Here is a 15,369-nt window from a genome sequence, read left to right as displayed (position 1 = left end):
CAAACTCTATGGCGCGGATGGTGTCGATTAATGGATATGTGCTGGGCTATTGATTTTTCAACCCAATCTTTGAAAAAATGTTGGTAATGACAAGGGTTAGAGGATGGGGAGTAGGGGGAGCAGGGGAAGCAGGGGGAGCAGAAAATTCTCTAGAGGAGAACATCTAATGGCGATTATTAGCATTACGAGTACATCAGTTGCAGTTAATCCCCTCAAGCAAAGTCAGACTGTGGGTGCAGTTTTAGCCTTTTTGGGGTTGAAGGGAATCATGCCTTTATTACACGGTTCTCAAGGCTGTACTGCTTTGACTAAGGCAGTATTAGTACAACATTTCCATCAGACGATTCCTCTTTCCAGTACAGCGATGACAGAAGTTGCAACCATTTTGGGTGGCGAGGAAAGAGTTGAACAACCAATCTTGACTTTGGTGCAGAGATCCAAACCAGAAATTATCGGTCTTTGTAGCACTGGATTGGTGGAAACTAGAGGCGATGATATGGGGCGCTTTGTTAAGGAAATTCGCCACCGTCACCCAGAACTCGATTATTTACCAATTGTGCTTGTCTCTACACCTGATTTCAAAGGTACATTACAGGATGGCTTTGCTGGTGCAGTTGAGAGTATGGTTAAGGAAATCCCTCAAAAAAGTGATAAGCAAGACGCTTGTCCCACACAAATCACTATTTTGGCGAGTTCTGCTTTCACACCGGGGGATGTACAGGAAATCAAAGAGATTGTTACCTCTTTTGGATTTGTACCTATTGTTGTACCTGACCTTTCTGGCGTACTAGATAGTCATATAGAAGATTCCTCTAGTGCTATTACAGCTAATGGCACAAATGCAGCCCAATTACGCTCAATTGGCAGTTCTGTATTCACTTTGGCATTAGGCGAAAGTATGCGAGGTGCAGCGCAAATTTTGGGGCAGAGATTCAATATACCCTATGAGGTATTTGGTGAACTGACAGGCTTAGTAGCAGTAGATAAATTCTTGCAAGCTTTGTCATATATTCAGTGGTGTAAGTGTACCACAGAAATACCGCCGTCAACGCCGTCAGTTACAACATGTGATGTTGGAAAATCACTTTTACTTTGGTTGTAAGCGAGTTTCTTTGGCGCTGGAACCAGATTTACTTTGGTCAACAGTTTCTTTTTTGCGATCGCTAGGAGTTGAAATTCACTCAGCAGTGACGACAACACGCTTTCCTCTGCTAGAAAAACTTCCGATTAAGAGCATCACTATCGGCGATTTGGAAGACTTTGAGCAACTGGCGGTTGGATCTGATTTGCTAATTACCAACTCTCATGGAGCTGCGATCGCTCAACGCTTAAAAATTCCTCTCTACCGTCAAGGGATTCCCATTTTTGACCGTTTAGATTGCAGTCAGTTTAGCAAAGTTGGCTACCGAGGTACTACACAGCTTTTATTTGATATTGGCAACCTGTTTTTAGAGCAAGAAACAAAGGTTAAACATTAGACCTCTTGCAAAATTATTTTCTGGTAAGATAGAGGGTTTTGTCGCTTGAGTCAATGGTGCAATGCAGTACGAGCAAACAAAAAAGTTATCTAACCGCGAATTCAAACGTCTAGTTGGAGTCCAAAGACGCACGTTTGATGAGATGGTGAAAATTATGCAAGATACTGTCATATCATGTCCGCATAATCGCTTATGATAAGAGTAGGGAGTAAAAATATGATTTATGCCGAAACGGATCATTCTAGTTGAGCATTCAAATATTTCTGAATTAGAGCAGCTCTACAAACAAGCTAAAGACGGAATAGAAAGTCGTCAGTATCAGATTATATGGTTCCTAGCACAAGGAAAGAAAACAGAGGAAGTAGAGGAAATAACGGGCTACAGCAGAACATGGATTTATGCATTAGTAAAAAAGTATAACGAGTTGGGCATCTGTGGGATTGGCGATCGCCGCAGCGAAAATCAAGGGGCAAAGGTGTTGGTAGACGATATTCACCAAGCATTGTTATGGCAGGCTTTGCAGTCAAACGCTCCCGATGGTGGATTGTGGAATGGGCGAAAAGTTGCAGATTGGTTGAGTGAAGTCACAGGGATAACGATTAGCCGACAGAGAGGATGGGAGATATTACGGCAGATGACTTTTAGGCTGCGAGTACCTCGCCCATCTCATACGGAAAGCGACCCAGTAGAGCAAGAGTCCTGGAAAAAAAACTAGCCACAGAAGTTGAAGAGCTTCAAACCGTCTACCCGGAAGCGGAAATTCAATTGTGGTGCGAAGATGAACATCGCTTAGGGCTTAAGCCAATTCTAAGACGAGTTTATGTACCTGAGGGAGAAACACCAATTGCCAATGTCAATTGGAGATTTAAGTGGTTATGGTTGTATGCATTTGTACATCCTAAAACAGGAGAAACAAAAGGCGTGGATTTTGCCATACGTCAATACCGAACTTTTTAATCAGGTTTTAGCAGACTTTGCGCGTGAATTTGAATTAGGTGCTAAAAAACACATTCTTCTAGCTGTTGACCGAGCTGGGTGGCATATCAGTCATGATTTAAAAATTCCATTCGGGTTACATTTAACACTTTTGCCCTCTCATTCACCCGAATTACAACTCTTCAGTTAGATTATGGACTTTGGTTGATGAGCCGATCGCCAATCAATCGTTTAAAACCCTAGATGATTTGGAGGTAGCTTTATTTCATCAATGCCAATCTCTGCTTCAACAGCAAGATTTGATTCAAGGGTTAACTGGTTTTCATTAGTGGAATAAAATCGGAGTTTAATCGTAAGTTATTTACCGGACATGATATTATTCCTCCGCGATCAGAAAAAAGTCTCACCATCATCCAGAAAGACATTCCCAGGATGCCAAACGAATAATTGTCAAATGTGAGCGAAATTTGTGTATTCATTGTGTTTCCTCAAGAGTAACTACTCTCCTTTGCATATTTGTTCACATATATTTCAAATTTTTCTAAGGCTTCAGGAAAATTTTTTCTTCCAAACCCAATCCGAAATGTATTGCCTTCTATATTAAAAATAGAACCTGGAATAATAAGAACACCTGTGTTATCTAGCAAGTCTTGAGCAAATATGTCTATTGGTGTTGCTATATTAAAAGTAACTAATCCTACACATCCACCAGAAGGACATACCCAAGAAAAGCGAGTATAATTGTCACTGAAAAAATTATCGAGAATAGATAGATTATTGTCAATAATTTCACAATTCCTTTTAAGGACTATATCTTTTGCACGAAGCGCTATTAGAGAAACCACTTCTGAAAGCCCACTATTACAAATGCTTGTATAGTGTTTTGTAAACTCAATTGACTTGAGTAGTTCGTTGTTCTGTGTTGCTATCCAGCCTATGCGAAGTCCAGCCATACCAAAGGCTTTACTCATAACACTTAAACTAATTGCTTTTGGATATAAAGAAGCAACAGGAGCACCCCAGGTCAAAGAAGACCTTCCCAACAATCGATATGCCTCATCAGAAAAAATATATATATCATGACTTGATGCAATATCGATCAAATTTTTGACTTCATCTTCATTAAGTATTGCTCCAGTAGGATTGTTTGGAAAGTTGAAAATTATTAGTGTTGTGTTTGGTCTAATTGCATCTTTGACTTTATCAAGGTCAAGCTTCCAGCCTTGAGCTTCGTCAAGTGCAATTGTCGTAACGCTTCCTGCAAATGATAGAGCTAATGTATGGAGGGATTGATAGCAAGGAGTAACAACTATAGCATGGCTTTCTTTGTTAAGTAGTGACAAAAAGGTACAAAATATCGCTTCTTCTCCACCTGCAAAGCACAATATATTATCTGCCTGTAACCCAGGGTAGAGGTGTGCAATCTCATTTCTTAGAAGAGGACTACCTTGAACTTCAGTATACCCTAATCGCAATGTTTCCCATATACTTCTTGTTTCATCATCAGCCAATGCTAAAATCTCTTGTAAAGAGAAACTTTCAGCATCGCTAGAACCCATAAGATAAGAAGCTTTAAACTCTGAGTGAGAAAAATATTCTTCAAGTTTAAATGTAGGAAATTTCATAATACTAAATAACGTAATTTTTGATAAATGTATAGAAAAAGCTTATTCAAGGAACACAATACATCGGTGGGGAAACAAGCATTTGCTCTGAGCGCAAACTCACTATAAGATAAGTATTAAAAATGATTTTCCACCACCGCTTAATGTGCTTTAACCCTACATTATCAAGACAAAATAGGTAAGTAAGTGGGTCAAATTAAATATAAAATCTCACCCTGCCTCCGGCTTCCCTCTCCTTAATAAGCAGAGGGATTGAGGGTAAGGTTTTATCTTATATTTAATTATGCCTACCTACTTACAGCGCTTCCGGCTATTATGCAATACAGTTTTCCTCTTGCCCCTCTCCTATCATAGCTTTCAGGTTTGAGGATGTACCTCATAGCCGCCGGAAGTGCTGTATTATCTGTCTTCCAATGCCTTTACTAATGAACAATCGCCTATTATTTTCTTTATTAGCGCTTATTTCTGCTCCCACCCTAACAATCCCAATCCAAATTTATAGGCACATTCTTCTAAAGCATTTAACAGATAGCCTCCCTCTTGCACTAAACAAAGTGGCATAGATGCCTGGGCAAGAATCTGACCAATTTCCTCAAAAATAGAAGGTGGCAGATGCCAACCTCCATGAGGATCGTTGATAATAATGTCATAGCCAACAGAAACAACCAGAGCCGCGCAACCAAAATTTATTGACTTTTTAACTAGCCGCTCAACTTCAGTTAAAAATTCTTCTGAACTAGGTGGATGGGAAAAAGAAGTGAAAGTTTGTCTATCGCTAGCAGGTTGAACTTCTTTGTAAGGATAACTAACGATTGTGGAACTATGAATAGAACCAAACCAAACATCTGGTCGTGATGCTAGTAAAGCAGCAGAACCATTGCCAAAATGAAAGTCAATATCGATCAGTCCCACGGGTCTGATCCCAGATTCCAGAAGAGTAACTACAGCTGCAACTGCATTGTTCAAAAAACAATATCCTCCTAACCAAGCAGAACCAGCATGGTGTCCGGGAGGTCTGCACAAAGCATAGGACAAGGAAGCGCCATTGACAACTTGCTGTGCTGCTGAAGTTGCAGTTCTAGCCCCTTCACGAGACAAGTCGTAGACTCCCTCAAATAGAGGAGTATCTGGCTGAATTCCCTGGTCAACATAAGGATACTCAAACAGTAGTTCCTCTCCTACTAACGCTCGATTCCAATGAGCTAAAAATGCAAGATAATCCTGATGATGAATTTGTTGGAGAATGCTATCAAGGTAGCGATCGCTAACCTCTGCTGTTGAAAAATGAGATTGAGGAAGTCGCTTTAGACCTTTCATAATACACTGGCTGCGTTCTTCAATTTCTCTGCCAGCTGTATTGCCCTCAGAAGTAACAATGATTGGAGATGCTCCTTGCATTTCTCTTTGCAAGCTCACCTCTAGGGACAAATGACTCATGCAATCACCTTTTACAGACGTATATTTGTAGTTGTCATGTCGTTACCTACTACTTTAATTAACCTTCACGGGTTAAATTATGATCGCAGATAGCCTATTCCAGCATCTTCCGCATCCGCGGGCCAAAATCATGAAAGTTGCTCTTTTGATAAAAATGGTAAGTGTTAGAAAAGCTAGGGAATTCATGGGTTGGTAAACAAACTTCTATCCGAGAAATTCCTTGTTGACGACTGTAGGTTTCAACAGCTTGAATGAGATTGTCACCGATATCTTGACTTCGATGGTCTGGATGAACCCATAATTCCTGAATTAGGACATAACTACTCGCCACATGAATCGTTTCTTGCACACTTAAAGTAATCAAACCGAGAATAGAATGATTATCCCCTTGGGGATTTGCCACAAAAATAGCACCAGGATATTTTCCTTCAATCAGACGCTGACAAACATCTGCTGCTTCGACAGCGTAAAAGCCACTAATTTTAGCCCTAGACAGGGTAGAACCGGCTGAGGGACGACGGATATGACTAATCCCTAAAGTCACTGGGGGTAAGAATCCTGAACTGTCAGAGCGCCAAGCCATAACCAGTGCTGCCGTTGGGAATGGAGAAGGATCTAAAGCTAAACAATTTCCGTTTGGATACACTAGCAAACGCACATATCCCTGTTGTAAATTGTTCTGATTTATGGTTCGCCACAATGCTTTAGTAACTTCTTCGGGTTCTATGGGGGATAGTCCCAAAGATAACATTGACAATCTTAATCGGTTGAGATGTAAATCCAATCCCAATATCTTTGAGCCATTGATCGAGGGTTCCATGCGTTGTGAGCATCATGGCATGAATTAATGCCTTTGCTTTCAACATTGTTTCTTCAAACTCCATCTCAGGATCAGAAAGCGCTACAATGCCGCCGCCAACGCCAATCGAGGTTTGCTCTGGAGTCAACACAGCAGTGCGAATGACAATATTCAAGTCAGCTGAACCATTCAATCCCAAAAAGCCGATCGCTCCTGAATAAACTCCCCGTGCTGACTGCTCTAATCGATCAATAATCTCAAGGGTTCTGAGCTTGGGAGCGCCTGTCATAGAACCGCCGGGGAAAGCGTTACGAATGCAATCTGTGGCGCTCATATCGGCGCGTAAATGACCGCGAATGGTCGTTACCAGTTGATGTACCGTAGCATAGGTTTCCACATCCATCAATTTGGGAACATGGACAGTACCGACTGCACAAACCCGTCCTAGATCGTTGCGAAGCAAATCTACAATCATCAAATTTTCAGCCCGATCTTTTTCGCTGTTTTGCAATCTTTCACGCAGGATAAAATCTTCTTTGGGCGTTTTTCCTCGTGGTAGCGTTCCTTTAATAGGCTTTGTTTCTACCCAACCTTGGCGATCGATGTGCAGAAATCGCTCTGGAGATGAGCAGGCGATCGCTACATCGCCAAAACGCAAAAATGCAGAGTATGGAGCAGGATTGATGCGGCGTAATGAACGATAAAACGCCAGTGGATCGGGTGTAGTGTCTGTGTGAATCTTATTTGTTAAACAAACTTGATAAGTTTCTCCTTCGTGAATTTCTTGCAAACATATCTCGATATCATCAAGATAAGTCTTTTTAGACCGACTTAATCGGAAGATAACAGGTGTCTCTTTCTTCTCAGGAACAATAGGGGATAAGGGAGCAAGATTGTCAATTTGGTGTCTTATCCATTCAAACCAGGCTTCAGAGGCGGCTGTTTGTCCCTGCTGAATTAGGCAGAGTAGGTAGAGGGTTTGCTCTTGGTGATCGATTACAATCATGCGATCGGCCAACAGAAACATGGCATCGGGTAAGGTAGAGGGGTAGTTTAATTTAGCTCCGCACTCTGCCTTTAGTTCATATCCAAAGTAACCCACAAACCCGCAGTTGAAATCGAAGGGTAAATCATCAGATGAGCAATGTCGCCGTTCAAGTTCATACTGGAGATAGTCAAAAATCCCCTCTGTTCTCCGGTTGATGGTATCAGATTTGGTAACGGTGAGTTCTTGCGATCGCGCTTGATAATGAATCAGGAGACTGTTTTCGCCACTGTTATCTCCCATAAAGGAAAAGCGAGAAAGACCGGCTTCAACACGACTGCTGTCTAACCAGAATGCATTTGGTGAGTTGCCAAACAAATGCACAAACATCTGCTCGGTATCGGGACACAGATTCAGCTTGCACGTACAAAGTTCAAATTCCTGTTGCTGTTTTTGGCGAGAAGAACTTGAAGGCATTGGAGCAGTCCCGCTATTTCCTATCCAATACTGTTTTTTCGGACTATTGCCGCGCTCTTGGGCTAATTTTAAGGTAATCTCTCTAAAATTCTCGAACAAGGTTTGTCCATACTCAGTACAGATTGACTCTGGATGAAACTGCACACCCCATAGCGGCAAAGTTCGATGGCGCATTCCCATCACCAGGTTGTCCTCTGTCCACGCTACTTTTTCTAAACAGTCCGGTAGATCGTTTGAAACCAGCAAGGAATGGTAGCGTACAACAGAGAAAGGAGAAGGAATTCCTGCAAACAAATCAGTACCAGTGTGATAAACTTCACTGAGCCGACCATGCCGAACTTCCGGCGCATGAATAACTTTTCCTCCATACCCATTACCAAGTCCTTGATGTCCAAGGCAAACGCCTAGAAGCGGCACTTGGGCATTTTGAATAGCTTGACGACAGATTCCAAAATCTTTGAGATTCTCAGGACGACCTGGCCCTGGTGAAATCACAATGTTGTCAAATTTCCACTGTTGCAGTTCATCCCATGCAAATTGGTCGTTGTAAATTACAGTAGGATACTCTCCATTAACTTCTGCAATTAATTGGTAAAGATTAAAGGTATAAGAATCATAATTGTCAATAAGTAGGGTTTTCATCTTGTGAGTCTCTATGTTGTAAATTTTGGGAAAGAATAAGGAATATAATTTTAAATTTTGAATCTCAGAGGATATTTGTCAAGTATTAAGTTATAAATCAATACAGTTCAATTAAGCATTTTTTTCTTCTCTCTGCGTCCTTGGCGGTTCGTAAAAAAATTGAGTTTGACAAAGAGTTTTAGCCTTAACTGAACCGTATTCAGTTATAAATAGAGCTTCTGTCACCCACCATTTATTGTATTTTTTAATATTTCAAGATAATTCTGAAGCATCGAGCGAATATCTTGACTACTAAAATACATCTGGTCATATTCCACATGTATGCTTGCATTTGCTGAAACTGATTCCATTGACACAGCATAATTTAAAGGAAAGTTGAACTTGTCATGTAACCTTATTCGGTGTACTTTTAAGCCAAGATGTTCAAAATTATTTTTATCATTATGGAAATTCACGAAATTAAATGTAGCGAAAAACAATTCTATTTCTTGTTGGTCTGACAAAATTTTTAGAAGTGGATATCTAACATAAGGTTCGATATTAATTAGGGATTCCTGTACATTTTTAATTTGTACATTTTTATCTCTTATGATTGGTTGACACAAGGGAACAATATTCCAGAACAAACCCAAAGCTGCAAATGGATCAGATAACTTTTCTGTCCTACCATTAGAAATAACTCCTACAGAAACTATATTTTCTTTTATTACAGTAGCAATTAGGTCAACGTAGGTACTTAAGAAAATTGCTTTTGGTGAAACTTTTAATTTTCGACATAATTCACGTAAGCCAGCAATTATTTCTGAATCAAAATGGTATTCTTCGGCAACAGTTTCTACTTGATTTACTGAAGCACTTATTGGCTTCAATGGTTTATACGTATAGTTTATTAAGTGAAGTTTCCAGAAATTTGATGCGTCTGGTGAGCTAATTATCTCTTTCTCCAAAGCGACAAATTCTTTGTACACATTGGCGGTAGGTAATACTGTTATTTCTTCTTGTTTCTTGAGAGCAGAATATAAGTCGTAAAGTTGGTTAAGGAATTCAATACTACTCCAGCCATCTGTAATTGCATGATGTATTGACATTAAGAATTCAAATCTATTCTTGGCTTTCTGAAAAAGCCATAATCGAAAAAGTGGCTCATAGGGATTTTCAACGTTAAACAAGTTTTGCCTGTCTTGTTTTACAACCTCATCAATGTAATTTTCCTGTTCATCCGATTTGATGTTGCTAATGTCTTGCTCGTTGATGGAAAATTTCAGATTCTTTTTAACCACCTGACATACTGGCTTTCCGTTAGAAGTGATAAATACGGTTCTCAAAGTCGGATGTTTATGCACTAGCATTTCTAATGCTTTTTTAAAGGCAGTTAACGAAAGATTGTCATCATATATATCGAATGATTCTTGTCCATGATAAACCCCCATTTTCTGATGGTCATTTGAGTAATGATGCAACATAAACTCTTGCATTCTGGCAAGAGGATATGCCAATTCTGTATCGTCAGGTAGTAAATCAACAATATCCTGTGGAAGTTCTAATAAATGTAGAGGCACTAGAACGTTATTTTCCTGACACTGGGGATTATTTATTGGTTTTTCAGATTCATCAGTATCAACAGATAAACAATGAGCAATTAGCGATCGCAAGCTTGCTGCAAAATCTTGGGCGAGATTTTCAATTGTGGCAGAGGAGTGAAAATTTTCGCTGTATGTCCAATCCAGTTTGAACTGACTCTCTACTACGAGTCCGTTAATATCTAGTAGACATCTCCGAAATAGTAATGTTGTGTGGTAAAAGAAGATAATAGAAGTTTTTTACACCCAAATCATGAGTGCTGTACTGGATCATATCGAAGCGAATCCTCAAGAAAGCCAACGATTAATTGGTCTGGGGTATGCCGAGCTACAAATATTACTTCAGAATGCTGAAAAATTGCATGATGAAAAACAAGCTTTACGAGAATCAAAGAAAATTAGAATTATCTCCGGTGGCGGTGGCCGTAAAACAAAACTATCTAGACGAGAACAAATAATTTTAACCTTGGTTTATCTTAGACATTTGACTACGTTTCAACTTCTTGGCATCCAATTTGGAGTAAGTGAATCGACAGCGAATGACACATTGAATTACTGGTTGCCGCTTCTCAGAGAATTGTTACCATCTAGCTTACTTGAGCAAGTAAAAAAAACCGATTTAGATTATGAACAAGTCATTGAGATACTCACAGAATATGAACTAACTGTTGACAGCTATGAACAGGTTAGGGAAAGACCTGGGGATAATGATGAGCAAGAAAAATATTATTCTGGCAAGAAGAGTAATCATACATTTAAAACTCAGATGATTATCTTACCAAATGGTAGAGATATCGTTGATGTTGTGGCTGGTGAACCTGGACCCAAAAGCGATATAAATTTATTTCGAGAAAATCGCGCTCGCTTTGATACAAAGCAAAAATTTAAAGGAGATTTAGCTTACAAAGGTGAAGATTTAATTGACACTCCAATTAAGAAACCAAAAAATAGAGAGTTAACAACTGAACAGAAAAAAGAAAATAAGGAGTTTTCCTCTAAACGAATATATGTTGAACACCGAATCCGTTCAGTGAAAATATTTCGAGTTGTCCAAGACAGATTTAGGTTGAATCCTAAAAACTATGAACAAGTAATTCTGACCATTTGTGGATTAGTAAGGTTACGAATTGGAGCGCTAATATTACCAGCATAATTACACCCTATCTTCTTATGCAAAAACTAAGGCACATCACTATACTTTTTTCTCGTGTTAGCAACAACAAATATCTCAAATCATTATTTTACCGTATAAATGAGCTAATCTGCGAGACTTGTATTTAAAGCTTATAAGCTAGTCACAAACAGGCTTTGATAGTTTTCGGAGATGTCTATTATGGACACGCGATCGCTCCTCCATACACGAGTGCCATAGCTTTAATTTTTCTGGTAGCCATGTTTCTCCCCCAATACACAACAGCCGGACTGAGGTCGGTAGAGTCTGATTTGTTGTTGCTAATTCAGACGTTAACTGGTTCCAGTATGCTGTTACCAAGGGCAATACTGTTAGCTTCCATTCCCAGCATTTCTGCAAAAATGTAGAGACAGAACTCAACATCTCGGCAGTACGTAACACTAGCGTTGCACCACAGATAAGACAAGGATAGATTTCTTCGGTTGCGCCATCAAAACTGATAGATACAAATTGGAGGACGCGATCGCGATCGTTTATCCCATACTCATCTCTTAGCGATTGAATGAAATTTACCAAAGACCGATGTTCAATCATCACCCCTTTCGGCTTTCCCGTAGACCCAGAGGTATAAATTACATAAGCCAAATTATTGACTTTAACCCCAGTATGCGGGTTTTTCTCGCTTTCAGCGCCGATCGACTCCCAGTCGGTATCTAAGCAGATCGCCTGTACCGCAGTACTTGGTATTGAGTCTACTAACTGCTGTTGAGTTAACAATACCTGCGCTTGAGAATCATTCAACATATAAGCCAAGCGATCGCTTGGATAGGCTGGATCTAAAGGCAGATATGCACCACCTGCTTTGAGAATTCCCCACAATCCGATTATCATTAATGGCGATCGCTCTACACAAATCCCCACCAAAACTTCTGGCCCCACACCTAGTTTTTGCAAGTAGTGTGCCAGTTGATTCGCCCTGGCGTTTAATTCTTGGTAGGTCAGTTGTTCATCTTCATACACTACTGCTACTGCATCAGGGTTGCGTTCTACCTGCTCTTCAAACAACTGATGGATACACTTATCGAGTGAATATTCTTTTGTAGTATTGTTCCACTCCACCAACAACTGGTATCGTTCTGCTTCAGTCAATAATGGTAAGGATGAAATACTTTGTTCTGGATTGGTTAAGATGCTTGAGAGCAAAGTTTGATAATTTCCTGCTATTCGTTCTACAGTGGCAGCATCAAACAGGTCAGTATTGTATTGCCAGCAAAAATCAAACTCACTACCAGCTTCAATAATCGCCAAATCTATATCAAATGCTGCTCCTCGTTGATGTCCTTCTATTAGATATGGCAACATCACTAGAGATGATTTCTCAGCATTATCGTACCAGCCATGTTTTTGCCAAGTTAAGGAAATTTGAAACAGAGGGGGACGGCTAAAATCTCTCTCAGGTGCAAGCTGTTTTACTAATAAGGGAAAAGGATAATCTTGATTCTCTTTAGCCTCGGAAACTGTACGACGGATTTGAGCAAGAAATTCTTTGAAGGTGGGATTTCCCGCCAGATTTGCACGGCATACAACAGGGTCTGTGAAGTAGCTTGAAAAAGCGATTGCAGGAGCCATCTGGGTTTCAAAGCTATGGTCAAATTCAAGAATGGCTCAAGAGCGAATTAGGACTTTCACTTGCCTACAAAACAGTGTATGAAATTGTTCGCAACCGTTTGGGTGCGAAGTTGAAAGTGCCTCGTCCTCAAAGCTCCAAGCAACAAGAGTGAAAGTCTATCTCACTTTAAAAAAACTTCCTCTAGCATTCAAATTCTTGCAGGAGGAGAATGGAAGTGGGGAAACGATTAAGGTACTTGTGCGGAGCCGGAGACGCTCCGCCTCCGGTCAGGATGAAACACGTTTAGGATTAAAGACAATTGCAGGACGTTTAATTACGGCGCTTAGGAGTCAAACCTGTAGGTTTAAGCCAATGGCAGCGTGAAAATTTTTATTTATACGGGGTTGTAGAATCCCTAAATGGATACAGCTTTTTCTATGAGTTCCCCTACCTGAATGGGGAAACAGTTTTCAAAACTTTTTAGAGTTGCTGTCTGTTGACCTTGGTGATGATATCGCGGTTATCCAGTTCGACCAAGGAGCTTTTCACAAAGCGAAAGCTCTCGATTATCCAGATAACATTATCCCGATTTTTCAACCTCCTCACTCTCCTGAACTCAACCCAATTGAGCGGTTTTGGGAATTCCTCAAATCTAAACTCCAATGGGAAAATTGTAAAAACCTCACACAACTACAGCACAAGTTAACTGATGTCCTTAAAGAAATTACACCTGAAATGATTGCCTCTCTCACTTCTTACGACTTTATCCTTGAAGCCTTATTTAGCGCAGCTTCATAAAGAATTGGTATCAGTCGCTAAAAAATCATGGTTAGAGCCAGTTTGTTAGTAATTAAACTTTTACAGTTTTGCACAAATGCAAAAACTCCACTAACTCAAAAGTAGTGGAGTAATTAATATTAAACTATCTGGAACAAATTATGGCTAATATTGCTATTTGTACCTATAAGCAAAATTAGTCTACAACTTTCTTCACTTCATCTTTAATGTTTTCTACAGTGTGAGTAACTTGAGCATCAGCTTGCTTTGCTTGTCCTTCAGCTTTATCTTGTGGATTACCAGTGATTTCACCAACAATCTCTTGAATTTTTCCTTCAATATTTTTCGCAGTAGCTTCTATTCTTTTTTCGATACTCATGGTTTTATTTGCCGCTTGTAGTTGACTCAGCTATTACATAAATTAACAATTGGGTATTCTTTTTGACTTCCATCAATCGATAGAATAATTTGATAGATTATGTATCTTAAGATAGATGTGGTTTGTTACAGATGTAAATTAAAAAGCCTTTAAAATTAAGGAATGAGTTCCGAACAATTTGATTTATCAAAGGCGATCGCTATATTTTACTCGCTTCAGAACATAGCTAACTTACTACTATAATTTGCTCAGATTTTGTAGGAAAAAACAAAAAATTAATATTGACTGAATATTAAAAACCCTGTCTGCAATAACCCGATAACAAAACCCAAAACACCACCTAAAGTGACAATCGCTTGCAATTCATTTTTGACAATTCCTTCAATAGCATCTTCCAATTCAGCCGGCGAAGTTGATTTCACGCGGTCAACTATCACTTGATCTATCGATAAAATTGGAATAGCCTGTGCCACAATTACTTCTAAATCTTTTTCCAAATACTTATCTAAAATTAGAGCCAACTCTTGACTCATAACTTCTAAAGAAGTACTGACAACAGGTGAAGTGCTAAGACGATTCAGCAGGACTACAGCAATATTTTCCCAATCAACAGAATCAGTTAATCCTTGTAAAAAATCGCTACCACTGTTTTGTAAGTAATGACGGACACTTTCACGAGTAGTCTTTCGCAGTTGGCGTACCGTACCCATTGGTAAGTTTTGTAATGATAAATTTTGCAGTAATTTCCTGATGCGATCGCGCATCTGCAAATCTTGGGTCAATTCCTGCAAACGACTATTTGTAGCCTCCTTTTCATCCAAGCAAAAAGTCCGCAACCGCGTCAGAGTATTACGTAAGCCAAACAAATTTGCTACTACCCAATAAGTTCCACTGGTTTTTTCGCGGAAGCCTTCATCAATAATTTGAATCGTGCGATCGGTTAAAAAATCAACTATCGTTTGGCGCAACAGATCCGGTGGTAAAACTACTTCAAATAACCAATCAGCAAGCCTTGTAGCCTGTTCTTCACTCAGTTGAAATTCCAGCAATATCTGGTCAAAAATTTGGTTGATCTGCGCTTCCAAAAAGTCTTCACGTCGCGCTAAAACCTTGAGTAGCCGTGGTAAGGATTCGCCTAGCAAATCTCGTAAAATTCCCGCGACAATTTTGGCACTTTTTTGGTTTTTATCTGTTTTGATTTGTTCAATCGCCAGTTGCAACAACCAGAGAATTGCTGCTTGCACGCGTTCTGTTTGCAACAAACGTCGGGCTAGATTTTGCAATTCTTGTGGTGTCAAGAGTGACCCCATGATTGTCTTGGAAATGTTCAAAGCTAGACGTTCCTGGTTGCGGGGAATCAAACCAGGGGTGAAGGGTACTCTTTGTCCAGCAATGTAAATTGCTCGGTAAGGACGGAACAACATTTTGATGGCTATATCATTTGTGAAATAGCCAATAATTCCACCCAGTACCGGGGGAGACACATAAAGCCAAAGATGAGACCAGTCCAAGG

The 15,369-nt window shown here is 39.8% G+C and carries 11 protein-coding genes and 3 pseudogenes; 6 read left to right on the top strand and 8 right to left on the bottom strand.

Translation table 11 applies throughout. The features are described from left to right. The first annotated feature begins 166 nt into the window (after positions 1-166). Both nifN and V7K42_RS18320 read left to right on the top strand, forming a co-directional pair. A pseudogene (nifN, locus tag V7K42_RS18325) lies at positions 167-1,478 on the top strand (nitrogenase iron-molybdenum cofactor biosynthesis protein NifN). Between the two features lie 223 nt (positions 1,479-1,701). Beyond that, a pseudogene (locus tag V7K42_RS18320) lies at positions 1,702-2,743 on the top strand (IS630 family transposase). Positions 2,744-2,902: 159 nt separating this feature from the next. Here V7K42_RS18320 and V7K42_RS18315 read toward each other — a convergent pair. The 5 genes from V7K42_RS18315 to V7K42_RS18295 all read right to left on the bottom strand — a co-directional run bounded on the left by V7K42_RS18315 (position 2,903) and on the right by V7K42_RS18295 (position 9,875). Then, positions 2,903-4,039 carry an aminotransferase class I/II-fold pyridoxal phosphate-dependent enzyme gene (locus V7K42_RS18315; protein ID WP_334918507.1) on the bottom strand — a complete coding sequence of 379 codons (1,137 nt, stop codon included), beginning with the start codon at positions 4,037-4,039 and terminating at the stop codon, positions 2,903-2,905. 459 nt (positions 4,040-4,498) lie between these two features. Next, positions 4,499-5,476, bottom strand: coding sequence for a hypothetical protein (locus V7K42_RS18310; RefSeq protein WP_334918505.1), 978 nt, complete (start codon positions 5,474-5,476; stop codon positions 4,499-4,501). 94 nt (positions 5,477-5,570) lie between these two features. After that, positions 5,571-6,227 carry a GNAT family N-acetyltransferase gene (locus V7K42_RS18305; RefSeq protein WP_334918503.1) on the bottom strand — a complete coding sequence of 219 codons (657 nt, stop codon included), beginning with the start codon at positions 6,225-6,227 and terminating at the stop codon, positions 5,571-5,573. Beyond that, positions 6,181-8,379: an aminodeoxychorismate synthase component I gene (gene pabB / locus V7K42_RS18300; protein WP_334918501.1), complete on the bottom strand. Its 2,199-nt coding sequence runs from the start codon at positions 8,377-8,379 to the stop codon at positions 6,181-6,183. Before pabB ends, V7K42_RS18305 begins: the two co-directional genes overlap by 47 nt. Before the next feature lie 221 nt (positions 8,380-8,600). Then, positions 8,601-9,875, bottom strand: coding sequence for a condensation domain-containing protein (locus tag V7K42_RS18295; RefSeq protein ID WP_334918499.1), 1,275 nt, complete (start codon positions 9,873-9,875; stop codon positions 8,601-8,603). Here V7K42_RS18295 and V7K42_RS18290 point away from each other — a divergent pair. Together V7K42_RS18290 and V7K42_RS18285 are read left to right on the top strand one after the other, a co-directional pair. After that, on the top strand, positions 9,869-10,111 hold the full coding sequence (locus tag V7K42_RS18290; RefSeq protein WP_334918497.1) for a hypothetical protein: 243 nt from the start codon (positions 9,869-9,871) through the stop codon (positions 10,109-10,111). The genes V7K42_RS18295 and V7K42_RS18290 overlap by 7 nt on opposite strands. 101 nt (positions 10,112-10,212) lie before the next feature. Then, a complete protein-coding gene (locus V7K42_RS18285; protein ID WP_334918495.1) occupies positions 10,213-11,112 on the top strand; it encodes a transposase family protein in 900 nt (299 codons plus the stop codon). 138 nt (positions 11,113-11,250) lie between these two features. Here the strand turns inward: V7K42_RS18285 and V7K42_RS18280 are convergent, their stop codons facing one another. Continuing rightward, the gene (locus tag V7K42_RS18280) at positions 11,251-12,720 is read right to left on the bottom strand and encodes a non-ribosomal peptide synthetase (protein ID WP_334918493.1); all 1,470 of its coding nucleotides are present in this window, start codon (positions 12,718-12,720) and stop codon (positions 11,251-11,253) included. Here V7K42_RS18280 and V7K42_RS18275 point away from each other — a divergent pair. Both V7K42_RS18275 and V7K42_RS18270 read left to right on the top strand, forming a co-directional pair. Further along, on the top strand, positions 12,708-12,872 hold the full coding sequence (locus V7K42_RS18275) for a hypothetical protein (RefSeq protein WP_334918491.1): 165 nt from the start codon (positions 12,708-12,710) through the stop codon (positions 12,870-12,872). The two genes, V7K42_RS18280 and V7K42_RS18275, sit on opposite strands and share 13 nt — an antisense overlap. A 302-nt stretch (positions 12,873-13,174) precedes the next feature. Beyond that, a pseudogene (locus V7K42_RS18270) lies at positions 13,175-13,498 on the top strand (transposase); the annotation flags it as partial. A 175-nt stretch (positions 13,499-13,673) separates the two neighbouring features. Here the strand turns inward: V7K42_RS18270 and V7K42_RS18265 are convergent. Both V7K42_RS18265 and V7K42_RS18260 read right to left on the bottom strand, forming a co-directional pair. Continuing rightward, complete coding sequence (locus tag V7K42_RS18265) at positions 13,674-13,856, bottom strand: CsbD family protein (RefSeq protein WP_334918487.1); 183 nt, start codon at positions 13,854-13,856, stop codon at positions 13,674-13,676. A 275-nt stretch (positions 13,857-14,131) separates the two neighbouring features. After that, a complete protein-coding gene (locus tag V7K42_RS18260; RefSeq protein ID WP_334918485.1) occupies positions 14,132-15,367 on the bottom strand; it encodes a DUF445 domain-containing protein in 1,236 nt (411 codons plus the stop codon). Positions 15,368-15,369: the final 2 nt, after the last annotated feature.

Origin of the sequence: Nostoc sp. (genome assembly GCF_036917455.1) — a bacterium.
Taxonomy (GTDB): Bacteria; Cyanobacteriota; Cyanobacteriia; order Cyanobacteriales; family Nostocaceae; genus Nostoc.
Note: the sequence above shows the minus strand (reverse complement) of the source record. Positions and strands in the feature narration are given on the sequence as shown.